This window comes from Streptomyces sp. NBC_00690 (assembly GCF_036226685.1).
Taxonomy (GTDB): Bacteria; Actinomycetota; Actinomycetes; order Streptomycetales; family Streptomycetaceae; genus Streptomyces.
Genome location: NZ_CP109009.1, coordinates 172,112 through 187,257, shown reverse-complemented (window position 1 = coordinate 187,257; position 15,146 = coordinate 172,112). Strand labels below are relative to the sequence as shown.

Annotated in this window: 19 protein-coding genes and 3 pseudogenes; 9 read left to right on the top strand and 13 right to left on the bottom strand. The window is 68.2% G+C overall.

The features are described from left to right. Positions 1 to 63 precede the first annotated feature (63 nt). Positions 64 to 231, top strand: a pseudogene (locus OID54_RS00915) (Tn3 family transposase); the annotation flags it as partial. Here the strand turns inward: OID54_RS00915 and OID54_RS00910 are convergent. Continuing rightward, positions 226 to 771, bottom strand: coding sequence for a hypothetical protein (locus OID54_RS00910; RefSeq protein WP_329012403.1), 546 nt, complete (start codon positions 769 to 771; stop codon positions 226 to 228). The pseudogene OID54_RS00915 and the gene OID54_RS00910 overlap by 6 nt on opposite strands. Then, positions 764 to 1,405, bottom strand: coding sequence for a hypothetical protein (locus OID54_RS00905; protein WP_329012401.1), 642 nt, complete (start codon positions 1,403 to 1,405; stop codon positions 764 to 766). Before OID54_RS00905 ends, OID54_RS00910 begins: the two co-directional genes overlap by 8 nt. Before the next feature lie 182 nt (positions 1,406 to 1,587). Between OID54_RS00905 and OID54_RS00900 the strand changes: the two genes are divergently transcribed. Together OID54_RS00900 and OID54_RS00895 are read left to right on the top strand one after the other, a co-directional pair. Continuing rightward, positions 1,588 to 2,700 carry a sensor histidine kinase gene (locus OID54_RS00900; RefSeq protein WP_329012399.1) on the top strand — a complete coding sequence of 371 codons (1,113 nt, stop codon included), beginning with the start codon at positions 1,588 to 1,590 and terminating at the stop codon, positions 2,698 to 2,700. Further along, positions 2,697 to 3,377 carry a response regulator transcription factor gene (locus OID54_RS00895; RefSeq protein WP_329012396.1) on the top strand — a complete coding sequence of 227 codons (681 nt, stop codon included), beginning with the start codon at positions 2,697 to 2,699 and terminating at the stop codon, positions 3,375 to 3,377. Before OID54_RS00900 ends, OID54_RS00895 begins: the two co-directional genes overlap by 4 nt. A gap of 14 nt (positions 3,378 to 3,391) precedes the next feature. Here the strand turns inward: OID54_RS00895 and OID54_RS39085 are convergent. Further along, positions 3,392 to 3,662: pseudogene (locus OID54_RS39085) on the bottom strand (Tn3 family transposase); the annotation flags it as partial. Continuing rightward, a pseudogene (locus OID54_RS39080) lies at positions 3,661 to 3,808 on the bottom strand (Tn3 family transposase); the annotation flags it as partial. The pseudogenes OID54_RS39080 and OID54_RS39085, both read right to left, overlap by 2 nt. Before the next feature lie 312 nt (positions 3,809 to 4,120). Here OID54_RS39080 and OID54_RS00890 point away from each other — a divergent pair. Together OID54_RS00890 and OID54_RS00885 are read left to right on the top strand one after the other, a co-directional pair. Next, on the top strand, positions 4,121 to 5,026 hold the full coding sequence (locus OID54_RS00890; protein WP_329027192.1) for an oxygenase MpaB family protein: 906 nt from the start codon (positions 4,121 to 4,123) through the stop codon (positions 5,024 to 5,026). A 7-nt stretch (positions 5,027 to 5,033) separates the two neighbouring features. Further along, complete coding sequence (locus OID54_RS00885) at positions 5,034 to 5,414, top strand: hypothetical protein (protein WP_329012393.1); 381 nt, start codon at positions 5,034 to 5,036, stop codon at positions 5,412 to 5,414. Positions 5,415 to 5,756: 342 nt separating this feature from the next. Here the strand turns inward: OID54_RS00885 and OID54_RS00880 are convergent, their stop codons facing one another. Beyond that, on the bottom strand, positions 5,757 to 6,173 hold the full coding sequence (locus OID54_RS00880) for a PPOX class F420-dependent oxidoreductase (RefSeq protein WP_329012391.1): 417 nt from the start codon (positions 6,171 to 6,173) through the stop codon (positions 5,757 to 5,759). A gap of 79 nt (positions 6,174 to 6,252) precedes the next feature. Here OID54_RS00880 and OID54_RS00875 point away from each other — a divergent pair, with 79 nt between their 5' ends. Both OID54_RS00875 and OID54_RS00870 read left to right on the top strand, forming a co-directional pair. After that, positions 6,253 to 6,726, top strand: a complete 474-nt coding sequence (locus OID54_RS00875; RefSeq protein ID WP_329012389.1) for a hypothetical protein — start codon at positions 6,253 to 6,255, stop codon at positions 6,724 to 6,726. Positions 6,727 to 6,838: 112 nt separating this feature from the next. Beyond that, positions 6,839 to 7,405: a TetR family transcriptional regulator gene (locus OID54_RS00870; protein WP_329012387.1), complete on the top strand. Its 567-nt coding sequence runs from the start codon at positions 6,839 to 6,841 to the stop codon at positions 7,403 to 7,405. 374 nt (positions 7,406 to 7,779) lie between these two features. On the opposite strand, the gene OID54_RS00865 is transcribed toward OID54_RS00870, so the two are convergent. The 5 genes from OID54_RS00865 to OID54_RS00845 all read right to left on the bottom strand — a co-directional run bounded on the left by OID54_RS00865 (position 7,780) and on the right by OID54_RS00845 (position 9,596). Further along, the gene (locus OID54_RS00865; protein WP_329012384.1) at positions 7,780 to 8,178 is read right to left on the bottom strand and encodes a hypothetical protein; all 399 of its coding nucleotides are present in this window, start codon (positions 8,176 to 8,178) and stop codon (positions 7,780 to 7,782) included. 54 nt (positions 8,179 to 8,232) lie between these two features. Then, the gene (locus tag OID54_RS00860) at positions 8,233 to 8,466 is read right to left on the bottom strand and encodes a hypothetical protein (RefSeq protein ID WP_329012382.1); all 234 of its coding nucleotides are present in this window, start codon (positions 8,464 to 8,466) and stop codon (positions 8,233 to 8,235) included. 82 nt (positions 8,467 to 8,548) lie between these two features. After that, the gene (locus tag OID54_RS00855; RefSeq protein ID WP_329012379.1) at positions 8,549 to 8,752 is read right to left on the bottom strand and encodes a hypothetical protein; all 204 of its coding nucleotides are present in this window, start codon (positions 8,750 to 8,752) and stop codon (positions 8,549 to 8,551) included. Continuing rightward, positions 8,749 to 9,129 (bottom strand): hypothetical protein, encoded by a 381-nt coding sequence (locus OID54_RS00850; protein WP_329012376.1) that lies wholly within the window; start codon positions 9,127 to 9,129, stop codon positions 8,749 to 8,751. Before OID54_RS00850 ends, OID54_RS00855 begins: the two co-directional genes overlap by 4 nt. Positions 9,130 to 9,221: 92 nt before the next feature. Then, positions 9,222 to 9,596: a PadR family transcriptional regulator gene (locus OID54_RS00845; protein ID WP_329012373.1), complete on the bottom strand. Its 375-nt coding sequence runs from the start codon at positions 9,594 to 9,596 to the stop codon at positions 9,222 to 9,224. A gap of 1,424 nt (positions 9,597 to 11,020) precedes the next feature. Here OID54_RS00845 and OID54_RS00840 point away from each other — a divergent pair. Continuing rightward, a complete protein-coding gene (locus OID54_RS00840; RefSeq protein ID WP_329012370.1) occupies positions 11,021 to 11,323 on the top strand; it encodes a hypothetical protein in 303 nt (100 codons plus the stop codon). Between the two features lie 440 nt (positions 11,324 to 11,763). Continuing rightward, positions 11,764 to 11,940, top strand: coding sequence for a hypothetical protein (locus tag OID54_RS00835; RefSeq protein WP_329012367.1), 177 nt, complete (start codon positions 11,764 to 11,766; stop codon positions 11,938 to 11,940). Positions 11,941 to 12,041: 101 nt separating this feature from the next. Here the strand turns inward: OID54_RS00835 and paaK are convergent, their stop codons facing one another. From paaK to OID54_RS00820, 3 genes are all read right to left on the bottom strand, one after another. Then, a complete protein-coding gene (gene paaK, locus OID54_RS00830) occupies positions 12,042 to 13,391 on the bottom strand; it encodes a phenylacetate--CoA ligase PaaK (RefSeq protein ID WP_443055503.1) in 1,350 nt (449 codons plus the stop codon). A gap of 19 nt (positions 13,392 to 13,410) precedes the next feature. Next, positions 13,411 to 13,830: a hydroxyphenylacetyl-CoA thioesterase PaaI gene (gene paaI / locus OID54_RS00825; RefSeq protein ID WP_329012362.1), complete on the bottom strand. Its 420-nt coding sequence runs from the start codon at positions 13,828 to 13,830 to the stop codon at positions 13,411 to 13,413. Between the two features lie 237 nt (positions 13,831 to 14,067). Continuing rightward, complete coding sequence (locus OID54_RS00820; protein ID WP_329012359.1) at positions 14,068 to 15,012, bottom strand: aldo/keto reductase; 945 nt, start codon at positions 15,010 to 15,012, stop codon at positions 14,068 to 14,070. Between the last annotated feature and the right edge of the window lie 134 nt (positions 15,013 to 15,146).

The following is a 15,146-nucleotide window of genomic DNA, read 5'->3' as shown; positions in this document are numbered from 1 at the left end:
CGTGTCGGCTGCACCGAATTGCCAGGGCCGGGGAGCTGTCACGGGAACCAGGTCGAGCCGCTTGCGTTCGCCGAGTACGGGCGCATCGCCAAGACCCTCCACCTCCTGGCGGTGGTCGACCTCATGGACGACACCTACCGGCGGCAGATGCACAAGCAGCCCACCGTCCAGGAGTTCCGCCACAAGCTCGCCCGGGAGTGTTCCAGGATCTGCGGACGGCGGGACTCAGTGACCCCGACGCCGGCGGCGGTAGTAGGCCGCCGCGACTACCGCGAGTAGCGGGCCCCAGGCCAGCAGGGGGAGATAGCAGGCGGTCATCAGCCAGTAGTGGCCGCCTTCGGGGGATCCGGCGGCACCCATGTTGTCCGCGTCGTTCCAAGCGAACGCGCCGGTGACCGTGATGAGAGTGACGAGCGCCGCGCCGAGCGAGGCGGGGATCACCGCCGCCATGACAGGGATTCTCCGGCCGCCCAAGGCCGGTACCCAGTGCGGGAATTCCTCGCCCCATCGGTGGACCAGGCCCAGGGTGAGCAGTCCGAGTGCCTCGGCCAGCAGGCTGAGGCCGATGAGGTAGAAGGACCCGGCGCCGGGGAGGTTTCCCGGGCGAAGGAACTCGTCGGTGAATCCGGAGTCCCAACCCAGGGCGATGGCGATGCGCCATAGTCCGGACGGCACCAGGGTCAGCGCGGCGGCGTGCGCCGCCAAGCGGACGGAACGGGGGACCTGCGGCGCGGCCGTGACGGGTCTCCCGGCGACCAAGGTGTCAGCCACGGCGGATCGCCGCCCCGGGCTGCGCGGGAGACTTGGCGATCTCGGCGTGGATCACCTTGAAACCGCCCTTGATCACGGTCGTGAACGGTGCGGGGGCCATGCACGTACCGGCCTGCGGCCTCACGGGCTGGCCGTTCTCGTCAACGTTCCCTGGGTCGACGTTCACCACCCCCCAGGAGAAGCCGAGCCGATCCGGCTCGCCCTTGCCGCCCTGCTGGACGCTGATGCCCAGCCGGGCACCGACCTTCTCGACGTTCGACTTCGTCACGATCGCGGTCAGGGTTGCCGTCCGGCCGCTGGTGACCAGGCAGTCCACCTGGGCCTCCGCCCACCCCGTGGCTCCGCCCCGGGGGGTGTGGGAGAACTTCAGCGTGCCCCGGGCATCTGTGGGCAGTCCCTCGGGGGCATGGGGGAGCACCGGCCGGGTGAACGGCGTCTGTTCGGCATGGATGGTGAAGCGGATGTCGTCGTTGATCGACTCTATGTAGGAGATTCGCGCTTCCCCATGGACGCTCGCGGTCTTCGCCGGCTTCTTCTCGACGAACGCAGCCGGGGCTGCAGGAGCGGGCCCGGCAGCAACCAGCCCGGCGAGGACGGCGACGGCTGCCGTAGCGCCGATTGCGGTGTTGCGCATGATGAACTCCCGTGTTCTGGAGGGCGTTGGTGTTGCCGTGGTCGGTTGAACGGTTCAAGCTTCACCCCCGGCGCCCCCGCGATCCCATCCGCCGATCGGCATAAAGATCGCGCCGTAGCCCGGCCCTTCTATGCTGTTCGGCAGAGAGCCCCGCCATATCGCACACCCGTACGCTGATCACCATGTGGGAATCAACCGGCCCGGCCGTCAAGGTGCTTGGCGCTCTGCCGTCGCTCGCGGCCGCGGGCACAGGGGTGTGGGCCGTTGCCCGCCCCCGTGCCGCAGTTCGTCAGCGGCTCGGCCGCCTCGCCCGCCCGACCACGGTCTGTGCGGCCCTCTCCCTGATCACCAGCTTCGCCCTGCCGAAGGCTGGTTTCGGCTCCGGCTGGAAGCTGGGGGAGACCGCCGTCCTGCTCCTCCTCCTGGCCGTGGTCACCCGCTGGTCACCCCTGCGCGAACTCACGTTGGCCCTCCTGCTGACCGCCCTCGCGGTGACCCTCTGGCCGCTGCCGCTGGTCACCGGTGAGTCCTTCCTGGAATCCATCGGCATCGTCACCTTCTGGCTGTTTCCCGTAGCCGCCGCGGTGGCGGCCGGCGCCTACCCCCGCCGCCAGGAACTGCGTCGCCGGAGCGCGGTGGCCGAGGCCCGCAGCGCCCAGCGTCTTCAGCTCTCCCGCGACCTGCACGACTTCGTCGCCCATGACATCAGCGGGATCGTCGTCCAGGCCCAGGCGGCCCGCTTCGTCGCCGCCACCGACCCCTCCCACGCGGTGCTCGCCCTGGAACGCATCGAGAAGGCGGGCCTGAGCGCCCTGGCCGCGATGGACCGGACCGTACAGATGCTGCACGGTCCGGAGGCACCCGTCACCGAGCCGCTCCCTGATGTGTCCCAACTGCCGTTTCTGATAGAAAACTTCACCTCAGCGGGAGCCACCGAGGCGCATCTGGACCTGCCTCCCCTGGTCACGGAGGCGCTCTCCCGAGAGACGGGCTCTGCCGCGTACCGCATCGTCGTCGAGGCGCTGACCAACATCCGCCGGCACGCCCCCGACGCCTCCCGCGCCACCGTCGCGTTCACCCACACGGCCACCACCGTGGAGATCCGGGTCACCAACGACCGCGGTGCCCGACCCGCCCCGGTCCGCCGCCGCACCTGGCGGGGCGGCCTCGGCCTCCCCACTCTCACCGAGCACACCCAGGCCCTCGGCGGAACCCTCTCGGCGGGGCCGCACGGCGAGGGCGGCTGGCAACTCACCGCCGTCCTGCCTGCCACACTCCCGAAAGAGACCCCATGACGACGCCCCTCGGCCCGACCCGCATCCTGATCGCCGACGACCAGGAGGACGTACGCAGCGGCTTCCGCCTGATACTCGGCTCGCAGCCCGACATGACGGTGGTCGGCGAGGCGGCGGACGGCCTTACTGCCCTTGAGCTCGCCCGCACCCTGCGCCCTGACCTGATCCTCGCCGACATCCGTATGCCGAGCCTGGACGGCCTCGAACTCACCCGGCGCCTCGCGGGCCCCGGCGTACCCGACCCGATGCGTGTCCTCGTCGTCACCACCTTTGACCACGACGACTACGTACGCACGGCACTGCACGACGGCGCCTGCGGGTTCCTCCTCAAGCGCTCGGGTCCCGGCCTGCTGATCGAGGGGGTCAGGGCGGCGATGGCCGGGGACATCCTCATCAGCCCCCAGATCACGGTCCGGCTGCTCCAGACCCTTACCCCTGCCTCCGCCCCGGCAGCGCCCACGGCCCTTTCGCCTCTCACCGCCCGGGAGGGCGAGATCGCCCGGCTGGTCGCCGAGGGCCTCACCAACGCTGAGATCGGCGAGAAGCTCTTCATCTCGGCGGGCACCGCCAAGACCCACATCGCCAACGTCCAGGCGAAGCTGAAGGCCCGTAACCGGGTGGGTATCGCCGCCTGGGCCTGGGAGAACGGACTGGCCGGTCTAGTCCCACGGGAGTAGGGCGAAGGCGCGAGACGTCTGGGCCGGCGACCGAGGCTTTCTGCCAGAAATGCGCGGGTGAGGTGGGCGTATGAGAAGAACGTCCGGAAATTCTTGTGCTTGAGCGCAGAGAGCCACGCGACGTCCTCGTCCCTGATCTCGTGCCTCGCGGCGCGAAGCTGGGCAACGGCGGCGTCGATGTACGCGGTCGTCCACAAGCACCACCGCATTCAAAACGAGACCCAGCGAGCCCAACTGATCTTCCATCCCGTCCCGGTATGCCTGGGGGATGGTGCCCTTCTTGCCCGTCCAGGTTCAGCAGTACGTCCAGGATGAACAGGGAGTCGCTCGGGGTTCCGGGCACCACCATCTGCCCGATCCAGATGACCTGCTCATTGATCGCGTTCAGCCAGGTGATGCTTCTTCTTCGCGAAGTACTCAGGGCTTGGGGCGTGTTGATCGCCTACCTGAACCGGTCTTGAGCATCACCCACTGGAGTGTGCTCGCAGCCCAGACGATGCCCGGGCCGGGATGAAGGTCCGCGGCCAGAACTTGACCCTCGTGCCGACCCGCACCGGAAAGGCCGACGGACAGGACGCGCGGCTGGGGCCTCAGCAATGAGGCCGGATGCGCGCGGGTCCTTACGGATCCCCGCCGTCGGTGCCGTCGGGGCCCCGCACAAGGATGGCAGAATCGGGAACCACAGGACGGTGACCAGGGGGCGCGCGGTGAAGCGGTACGACCGGCTCAAGAAGATCTGGCGCATGGACCCCGAGCGGGACTTCCATGAGATGTACCGACTCATCGCAGCGTACGAATTCCCGTGGGACTTCACCCGCGCTCTGGAACTGGCGCTGTTCCGTACCTATGCCGTGCCCAGTATCGGGTCGCTGTTGTTCCATACCGCGGAGTTCACCGAGCGGTCCCAGAAGCGGTACAACGACACCGCCCTGCTGTTGGACGCGGTGGTCGAGCACGGTTTCACCAGCGAACAGGGGCGGACGGCAATCCGCCGGATCAACCGGATGCACCGTAGCTACGACATCAGCGACGACGATATGCGATACGTGCTGTCCACCTTTGTCGTGATGCCCAAGCGCTGGCTCGACGCGCACGGTTGGCGTCGGCTCACCGATCACGAACTGCGGGCCTGTGTCGCCTACTACCGGCATCTGGGACAACTCATGGGAATCCCGAACATCCCGGAGACCTTCACGGAGTTCGACGAACTTCTCGACACCTACGAGGCCGAGCATTTCGGCTGGGACGAGGGCGGTCAGGCGGTCGCCGACGCCACACTGAGCCTGATGGCGTCGTGGTACCCGCGGGCGCTGGCCCCGGGGGTACGGGCGGCCGGCATCGCCCTGCTCGACCAGCCGCTGCGCGAGGCGTTTCGCTACCCGGCGCCGTCGCCGCTGCTGTGCGGCGCGGTCAAGGGGGCGCTGCGGCTGCGCGGACAGTTGGTACGGTTGCTGCCGCCTCGGCAGGCTCCCCACTACAGTCGGCAGAATCCGGAGATCAAGGGGTACCCATGGGGCTACCGCCTGGCGGACCTGGGGACACACCCGATGCCGGGCGTTGGGGCCTGCCCGATACCGCGTGGGCGCCAGGAGCAGGACTGGCCGCCAAACCGGCCACCTGCGCGCGAGCCGGAGCGCGGTCGGGACTAGGACACGCGTGGCTGGAAGAGGTGGGAGCGGGGCTACCGGCCACTGCTCACTGGCTGGCCAACTGGTCCCATCTCACGGCGCCGTCCGAAGGTCACCGACGAACTGGTGGGCAAGCGCATGGCGGGCCGAGGCCGAGCGGACGCGGGCGCAGAGCGCGGCGCACGACGCCCATGCCGAAGCCTGGAAGACCCTCAGCCAGAGCGAGTTCGCCCAGAGGTCCGGCGTCACCGGCCACGGCCTCGGCGCCATGGAGAACCTGACGCAGCCGGTCGCCGCCGCCCGCCAGGCCCTGCCCGACCAAGCCCAGCGGTTGAACCGCCGCGACCTCCAACTCCTCGCCGCGGCGAACGGCACCGCCCAGCAGTACACCAGCGAGGCGGCCGAGTGACGGGCCGCCGCCGACCTCATCCGCACCGAGCAGCAACGGCGGCAGACCATCCGTACAGATGGAAGGACTCTGCTGGGCTGTCGCCCCGCCGGGGAGGTTGCCGGTCGAAACGGCAGCCCATCGCTGGCAGGAGTAGACGTGCGTTGTGGAAGTTGCCCCGCCACAGCAGGCCGGTGAGTTCGCCGGTTGATGACGACATGGCGAGCCACTCCGTTCGGAAAGATTTGACCAACTGGATGGTCAAACTCCTGGAGTCGGCCTGCCGAAGACCCGGCGTCCCGTCAATAGCGGTTCGGGTGAGTGTGCGTGCGGGAGCGGACACGACAGAAGCCCCGCGTGGGGTCACTCCGTAAGCCGAATCTGGATGCCCACCGAGCGATGTTTGCGCCCCTTCAGTCGGCTCCCCAGCAAGCCGATCCGCGCGACAAGGCCGTACTTGCGCTTCATCAGGTCGAGGTAGTGGACGGTGTCCCGGTCGGCGGGCAACTCGGCGATGCCCGGCACGGCTTCCCCCTTCGGGGTCCCCCTCCAGTCGCACGGAGCGATGGTCACGCGGCCGCTGTTTCGGATGCGCTTGACCTTGCCCGCGTCGGCTGCGCTCCATACGGCCAGGCAGTTCCCGTCCCGCATCACCCATACCGGAGTGGGTACTGCGCGGCCGTCCCGGCGAAACGTCGTGAGAAGTATGTAGTTGGCCGCCGCCAGCCGGTCAAGTGAGCTTTCGGGTAAGGGCGTTGAGGCAAATGGTGAGACAGTCATCCCGTTAGGATAACTGGTTAGTTAACCAGCTGCCGCCGCGGACTGATGCGGTGTCAACCCTGCAGACGAGGAGCGATACGTGCTGACCTTCGCCTGGGCCGTGCTCGCCGGATTCACCCTGGGCGTCCCGGCCGTCCCCTTTGGCCTCTCGATCTCGCTTCCCCCGCCCCTCGCACTCCTCGCGGTGCTCCTGGGCGCGGCCGGATGCCTGCTGTCCGTTGTCTTCGCGGTCGAGAAGTTGCGTACCCGGTGGCTGGCCTGGCGCTCGAACCGGCGGACTGCCACTGCCGGGCCGCTGCCCGGGAGAAGCGGGAACCGCCTCGCCGGCGCCACCGGCCAACGGGCACGGCGCGTGGTGAACCGGTACGGCGTGATCGGATTCGGCATCATCGGACCGGCGCTCTTCGGCACATGGGGATCGGCCACGCTGGGCACAGCGCTGGGCCTGCCCCGGTGGCAGCTGATCGGCTGGCTCATGGCAGGCGTCACCCTGTGGTGCACCGTCATGCTGCTTGCCTCCGAAGCGCTGATCGACGCCCTCGGACTGTGGTGACGACACGCTCCCAACGCTGGCGCTGTCACTGGCGGAGGCTCGTCCACGTGCTTGTAGAGTGCCTGCCGATCAAGAACTATCCGTTTAGTCAGGCGCTGTTAGCATGATTCCCATGTCCCGAGCCGAGGCAACGAAGGCGCGCATTCTCCAGGCTGCGACCGAGGAGTTCGCGTTGTACGGGATCGCGGGAGCCCGCGTCGACCGCATCGCCAAGGCAGCCTTGGCGAACAAGAACCTCATCTACGTCTACTTCTGCAACAAGGACGGGCTCTTCGACGCCGTCTTCGACGCACATGTCGGACGAGGACTCGACGTGGTGCCCTTCACGCCTGACGACCTGCCGAACTACGCCGGGCGGCTGTTCGACTTCTATCAGAAGCACCCCGAGGTGCTCCGCCTGGCGACCTGGCACCGGCTGGAACGCGGCACCACCGTGGAACGGGACCCTGCCATCGCCGAGCCAACCCGCAACGACAAGATCGCCTCGCTGGAAGCGGTCCAGCAGGATCGGGGCGGCGCACCGGGCTTCGCCCCGGCCACGCTTCTCACCCTCGTCCTTGCCATCGCCTCGGCCTGGAGCCCAACGAACGCCGCGAGCATGCCAGCGTCGGCTGTCCTGGCATCGAGCCCGGCAGAATGCCGAAGCGCGATCGTGGAGGCTGTGCGGCGCATGCTGTGACGGCGTGCGTTTCCCGCCTGCGTCGCGTCCGTCCATCGGCCCCATCCCGTTCGTGGGGGGCTGCGCCCCGGTCCCCGGACCCTCTTCGCCCTGAACAGTCTCGTCCTCAGAGTGTCTCCTTCACCAACTCTCATAGCTGGACCGTCGCTGACACCATGCGCCTGCTCCTGTCCCGCCACGGCGACGGCTGCGGGAATGGCGGGAGCAAGCAAGCGCAAGTACCGGCGGACCCATTGAGCGACGGTACGTTCGACCTGGTAAGCGTCGCACCAGGGCCTTGGTGCTCGATCGACTCGGCCTTGGAGGAACCTGTTGAGAGCCTCGTCCATCGCGTTGTCGTAGCTGTCCGCGACGGAGCGGAACTGGCAGCTCCGTCAATCGTCGGAGAAGGAAAGGCAGACCGCAGCTGGCTCGAAGGTCACCTGGTTTTGGGTATAACAATCCGCTTGCCGGGTGGCAACTTCGGCTCCGCAGTCCCTGCAGACAAGGTTCAGGCCATCGCCGCCTGCAGGGCCTTGGCAGCAGCCGATTGAGCGCATGTGGTCGGGATGCTGTTCAGCGCCGATGACGTCGGTGGGGTGCACGATGAAGCCTGGGATGTCGTTGCTGAACTCGCTCAGCCGAAAGTTCGGGGCATAGGTGCCGCGGGGCACTCGGGCCGGACGTGTCCGGACACCCGGTATCTCCGACATCGGAACCGGCGGCGGCACTTTCACCTTGGCGACCGGTCCGGTGAGGGGGTGTCGGCAGTGGTCACACAAGAAGCGCGGCATTCCGCTGATTCTGCAGGTCGAACACTGCCCTGACCAGCGAATTTGTCGCGTCGATCAGGCATAGGGCAGGCGGCCTGGGTCGAGGTGGTCGGCGACATAGAGCATGGTGGCTTCGGGATCCATACCGAGGGTGGCGGCGACAAGTTCGGGGTCTATGGTGTTGACCAGGGCGAGCAGTCGAGTGCAGCGGATCGTGTGTGGCGGGAAACCGCAGGCGTCGAGGATGGGGCTGACGTAGGCGGTGGACGCCGGGCTCCGGCCAGACTTCGTCTGGCGGGTGACGATCACATGCGGGTTGTCCGTCCGCTGGTCTTCGCGGTGGGGCCAGGCAGCGTTCCACTGCCGCCCACGCCAGATAGGGATTCCGCATTCAAGCGATCAGTTTGTGCAGGCCGGGAACGCTGGTGCCGGTCGCGGCGACTGCTGCGAGCAGCGCTCCGGCGGTGTTGCCCGTGCTGAAGAAGGCCAGTACCCCGACGATCGTGCCGAGAAAGACCGCCGCCAGTAGCACCACCGCTGCGCGCTGGCTCAGCAGTGGCTCGGAATCCGGAGCCGATGGAGGGGGCACGGTCATGCCGACTCCTTCGCATGGCCGGTACGCACCGCAACCGCGTATCTGGGCATAGCTACCACCTGCTTGACAGCCCACGCGCGCCGGGCCTGATGTGATGGCAGGTCCGCAAGGTATCCGGCCTGCTCCTCCAGCCAATCCTCACGGTCAGCCGCAGGCAGCAACCTCACCGCGAACCGCAGCACGGGACGCCTCGTGCAGGGCGCTTGGACCACCCTGGTCTGCCTCCACGCCGCGGTCAGTTGCGGAGCCAGCGATTCGACGAGCAATCCGGCCAGCACCGCGACCACCATCAGCGCGGCGACCAGTGTCGAGACCAGTGCGGCGTCCAGCAGGGTGTCCAGCTGTAGGTTCAGTGCGGAGCCCAGTACCGCGATCACCGAGAGAGTCGCTACCAGCTGGATCGCCCGCGACGAAGACTGCTGTCGGCGCCTGGGATTCGTCCGATCAAGCCCTTCCCCGCATCCTCTGCTCACCGCCTCCCTCCGGCAAGTCCCGTTCGTGGCAACGCTGTACGAGCTGTCGCCGGGGCTGCGGCGGATGCCTCGGCCAGGGCATGCGGTGCACGCTCCGCGCCCCTGGAGGTCAAGCGGAAGAAGCGCCGCCGCGGCCGGCCCTCCGCCTCCGCGCTCTCATCCGCTTCCCAGTACCGCTCCACCCACCCTGCCTGGCGCAGCCGCTCCAGGAGCGGGAAGAGCGTGCCGTTCGGCAGCCCCGAGAGCCGGGAGAGCTCCAGCCCGTACAGGCCCTCCGATAGCGCCGACGCCTGACGCTCGCCGTCAGGGCCCCGGCCCAGCAGCGCACGCAGCACTGTCTGGGTGTGCGGCGTCATCCTCACATTTGACATACCGTCAATCTACCTAGGTAGAAGATCGCCTGTCTAACCCGCGATGAGCAACAGGCCGGTTGGCTGGTGCCCCTGCGGGCGGCGGGGCCCAGGTACAGGCAGCCCCCGACCAGGGAGCGGCACCGGGAAGGGCAGCCGAAGGACACGACCCAGCCTTGCCAGGGCAGGGGGACCAGCCCATGCCGCCGACAGGGATGCCAACCGTCCGTGGGGCATCCGGATGTATGCCGGACCGCCTCGCGGGACGCGGGGCGAAGTCGCCGAAGCATCCGCCGGGACCCGGGAGGCGTGTACGTCCTGGAGGAGTCCGAGAAGGGTGAGAGTGCGGGGGCCGAATTCCTCGTGAGTACGGAGGCCCCCATGGCTGACCCGACCCCGACCCCGACCCACGCCACACTGGAGCACCTGAAGCAACTTGCCGAGCAGTTGAAGCGGCGGGTCGATCGCCTGGAGGAGCTTGCCGAAGCGCCCCGGCTGCGCGCCGCACTGTACCCGGCACCGGATCCGCCACCAGCCCGGCGCCGCACTTCTCCCGGCAGTACCTCGGTGACCGACCAAACCCCTGGCGCACCGCGCGGGGCCGCTGCCGGGGACGAGTTGCCACGGTGGACTCCACCGCGCGGACGGGAGTGGAGTCCAATCGGGGAGTGGAGACCACGGTGGGTGGATCGGGTGGACTCCACTTTGGTGCGCCGTACCCGGTGGGGGAGTGCAGGACATCTGGCATCCGTTGCGCCTGCCAACGATGCCGTGAACTCCCGCCCACCGCACCACCGCACCGCACCAAGCGCACGGGAGTGGTCGCCACTTTCGCCCGCTCCACCCGATGCGCATACGGAGGTGACGGTGGCATCGGATGAGGTGCACTCGATGAACGTCCCTTGACGAGGTGTGTCACCGGATTCCACCCAGGCCAGCGAGTGGAAGGCGACCCTGTCCAGCCGCGAGGTTCCGCGAGGTTTTCGACGTTTCCCCTTAGCCACGTCCGCTACCTCTTCGGAGGCAACACGCACCGAGCGCCCGGTGTACGGCGGCGGAGGGGAGATCTCACCCCTCGCGGCGATTGGGAGAGTGCGTTACATCGTGGGCAACCCAACGCACCGTGCGTGCGCCGATCCACACCCCCGCGACGCCCCGGACACAGCGCTGGCAGCAGGTCCGACAGCACCCCGGGGCCGGCGAGTGGGACAACCAGTGCGGGCCGTGCGTGGAGAGGGAGTATCCCGGGATCGACGCCGAACACGTCGCGAAACGCCACGCGGAAGAGACTCGCGTGCGGGAAGCCGCAGAAGCGGAGACGAGGAAGAACCGCGGCTGGTTCGGACGCCGCCGGCAGGGCTCCTGTCCTCGGGCCAGGCCACCAGGCCGGGCCCGACGGCGTCGCCCCGCCCCGGTTGTCGGTGGAGGCTGGGAAGCTGAATCGCATGAACGCCGATGATGAGCAGTTGCTGCGCGGCCGGGTGTACGGCCACGATCACGACGACCCTAACCCTGGTCCGCTGCCGCACCAGACGTATGCCGCGCTCGTGGGCGGGCCGCTGGACGGGCTGCTACTCGACATCACGGGCTGGCGGCCGGAGGAGGTTGACGACGGCGTTGCCTTGCCCACCGAGCTGGGGCGTTGGCCGGGCGGTCGGGCGCTGTACGACCCGCGCCCGGACGAACCACGCCCATCGGGTGGCTCGGGTGTGGTGTGCCGTCTCCACTACTCCGGCGACACACCCTGACGTTCGGTCGGTGCCTCCGCTGACGGCCTGTCTGCCTTCGGCCAGTTGGGCGGCGGTGTCCATCCGTAGCAGGTCCACTGGACTCCGGCTCGCCAACCGGGTTCCCCCGCAAAAGCACCGCCCAGTGCATCCAGGACTGCGCCCGCCTCGTACGGGCCTCTACACCCGGCTGGACCGCCTCACTGCCCCCTCCCGGCCGCCACGTAGCTCGGCTCGCCGAGTTGCCCGAGCGGTAGGGAGAGAAGTCTCCTGGTGGCAGAGCACGGTCTACGCGTGGCGGTAGCGCACTTGCTGAGAAATGCGTACTGCCTCGTGAGGAGAACCTGTTTCACGAGAGGACTAGAGGTCCAGAACCGCTCCGGGTCCCTGATGACCAGGGACCCGCTGGCGGGACTTCGATGGCCCAGCCGCACAACGGCCGAAGGCAAGCCTCAAGCCCGGTGACAGCCGTCCACGCCGACCTCGACGCCACTGGGCTACGCCCCCCGTTCACCGACGTCCACAGCGGCGAAGACGCCCCGCGGAGCAAATGGGTCCCCGGTCTGTCCCTCCTCACCGCGGCCCTCCTCGCCGTCGCACCAGCACCCGGCGCGGATCTTGCCGTGCTTGACGCTTGACCACGGCAACCAGCGCCTTTGGCGGCGGCCGTTCGGCTACCTCGGTCGGCAACAGCGTAGGGCGCTGCCCGTTCCCCTGCTCATGGTGGCGTGCGCGCGAATCACTCCTGGTCGCGGGAGTCCACGATGCGCCGGATCTTGCCGACAGAGCGTTCAAGGGTTTCTGGATCCACGATCTCGACACCCACGCTCACTCCGATGCCGTCCTTGACCGTCTGCGCGATCGCTGCCGCCGCGCTCTCACGCTGGTCGGACGAGGCGTCCGTCTTGGCCTCCGCACGTACCGTCAGATGGTCCAGGCGTCCGCGCCGGGTCAGGTGGAGTTGGAAGTGCGGGGCGATCCCGGGGGTGCGGAGAATGATCTCTTCGATCTGGCTGGGGAAGAGGTTCACACCTCGCAGAATGATCATGTCGTCGCAGCGGCCGGTGACTTTCTCCATCCGCCGGAAGGCCGGCCGTGCGGTGCCGGGAAGTAGTCGGGTCAGATCACGGGTGCGATAGCGGATGATCGGCAGGGCCTCCTTGGTGAGGGAGGTGAGCACCAGTTCGCCGCCGTCGCCGTCGGCCATCACCTGGTCGCTGAGGGGGTCCACGACCTCGGGATAGAAGTGGTCCTCCCAGATGTGCAGCCCGTCCTTGGTCTCCACGCACTCCTGGGCGACACCCGGCCCGATGATCTCGGACAGTCCGTATATATCCACCGCGTGAAGGTCCAGCCGCTCCTCGATCTCCTGGCGCATCGCCTCCGTCCACGGCTCGGCGCCGAAGATACCGATCTTCAAAGAGGTGGTGCGCGGATCGATGCCCTGCCGTTCGAACTCGTCCAGCAGGGTGAGCATGTAGGAGGGGGTGACCATGATGATCTCGGGCTGGAAGTCCTGGATGATCTGCACCTGGCGGGCGGTCATGCCCCCGGAGGCCGGAATGACGGTGCATCCGGCGCGTTCCGCACCGTAGTGGGCGCCGAGTCCGCCGGTGAACAGGCCGTAGCCGTAGGAGATATGCACCTTGTGCCCGGGGCGACCCCCGGCGGCCCGGATGCTACGGGCCATCACCTCGGCCCACAGGGAGAGGTCGTTCTCGGTGTAGCCGACTACGACGGGGCGGCCGGTTGTGCCGCTGGAGGCGTGGATACGGCGAACGTCCTCCATGGGTACGGCGAACATGCCGAAGGGGTAGGTCTCGCGTAGGTCCGCCTTGGTCGTGAAGGGGAAGCGCGCGAGATCCTCCAGGGCATGGCAGTCCCGTGGAGCAACGCCGGCTTCGTCGAACTTCCTGCGGTACAGCTCCACGTTGTCGTAGGCGTGCCGCAAGGTGTTCTGTAGGTTGGCGAGCTGCTGGTCGCGAAGGTCTGCGCGGCTGAGTCGTTCGGACGAATCGAGCAGGGTGTCCGGAGGTCCTACCCCCACCGCGCGGTCCGTGTGTGCTGCGGCGCTCACTCTGCTCCCCATGCTCTGTCCCCTCCGCCGGTCATCCCCGGGCGTCCTTGATCACACGGCTGTGGCCGCGGAACTCCGCGATGGCCTCCCCGTCGCGCACGACACTGACGTCATATATGCCGCTCCGCCCGAAGCGGGCGCGCTCCTGGGCCGACGCCACCAAGACATCGCCTTCCACGGCGGGGGCTATGAAGGTGATGTCCGCTCCCGAAGCGACGGTGACCGGGCCATGGCTGTTGCACGCGAGGGCGAAGGCGGTGTCGGCGAGCGCGAAGATGAATCCGCCGTGGGCGATGCCATGGCCGTTGACCATGTCTGCGGTCACCGTCAGCCGCAGGCGGGCCGACCCCTCACCGCAGTCGACCAACTCGATGCCCATGGCCCGTGATGCGGCGTCCGCGGCGAACATCATCCTGGCCGGGCACGCTCCCGTTTCCGTGCCACCTCGCATGTGGCGCTCACCGCCCTTTGATGCCCGACCGAACATTCGGTTAGATTCGGCGCGGCCAAGTAATCCAGCATCCGACGGACCTGTCAAGAGGGTAAGTCCCTGCCGAAGCGCCCCCGGGAACGGTCGAGCACCTCGGTCCGCCACGGTCTGCCCGGGCCGGCGCCCCGGGGGCAATGCACTTCGGTGTACGGGGGCAGGCCCTGGTGGTCTCCCTGGCACAGATTGGGGCATTGCCGGTCACGTGGAGGCTTCGGTCAGGAGGCCGAGGTGGGTCTCGGTGAGTTGGAGGTCTGCCATGGAGAGCAGCGCGGGGAGTTGTTGGGGTGTACGGGCGCTGGCGAGAGGGGCGATGACCGTGGGGCGGGAGGCGAGCCATGCGAGGGCGACTGTGGCGATCTCGCTGTTGAGGTCCGCGGCCACTGTGTCGAGGGCGCTGAGGACCCGCTGACCGCGTTCGGTGTCCAGATGGGAAGAGGCGGAGGTGGCGCGGGCGCTCTCGACGGTGCTTCCGGGCCGGTACTTGCCGGTGAGGAACCCGGAGGCCAGACCGGAGTACGGGACAGCCGCGATCCCGGAACGGGAGGCCACATCGCGAAGGGGGCCCTCGTAGCTGTCGCGGGAGACCAGGTTGTACTTCGGTTGCAGCACCGAGTAGCCGGTCATGCCCTCGCGCTCGGAGAAGTCGAGGGACTCCTGGAGGCGTTCGGCGGTCAGATTGGACGCCCCGATGGCCCGCACCTTCCCCGCTCGGACCAACTCGTCGAGTGCGGTGACGATCTCGGTGACCGGGACGGTCGGATCGTCGAAGTGGGTGTAGTAGAGGTCGATGTAGTCGGTGTTCAACCGCTTTAGCGAAGCGTCGGCGGCGGCTCTGATGGTGGCGCCGGACAACCCCTTGAAGTCGGGGTGGGAGCCGACCTTGGTGGCGACGACGGTGTCGGCGCGGTTGCCGCGCGCGGTCAGCCACTCGCCGATCAGGGTCTCCGACTCACCGCCCCGGTTGCCTTCCACCCAGGCGGAATAGGTGTCGGCGGTGTCGACGAAGTTGCCGCCGGCCGCGGCGTAGGCGTCCAGGACGGCGAAGGTGTCGGATCGGTCGGCAGTCCAGCCGAAGACGTTGCCGCCCAGGGCGAGCGGGAAGACGTCGATTCCGGAGGTGCCAAGAGGGTGGAGGGAGGTCATACCGGTACTAAACACCAGCCGGTGAGGATCTTCCGGAACCGCCGACCCTGGCGCAGGGGGAAACCCCGTGAAAGCTCGGCCGACGCAAATGCTCATGGCGATGTTCCCCAGTACGCACCTGCTGCCTCCCACCG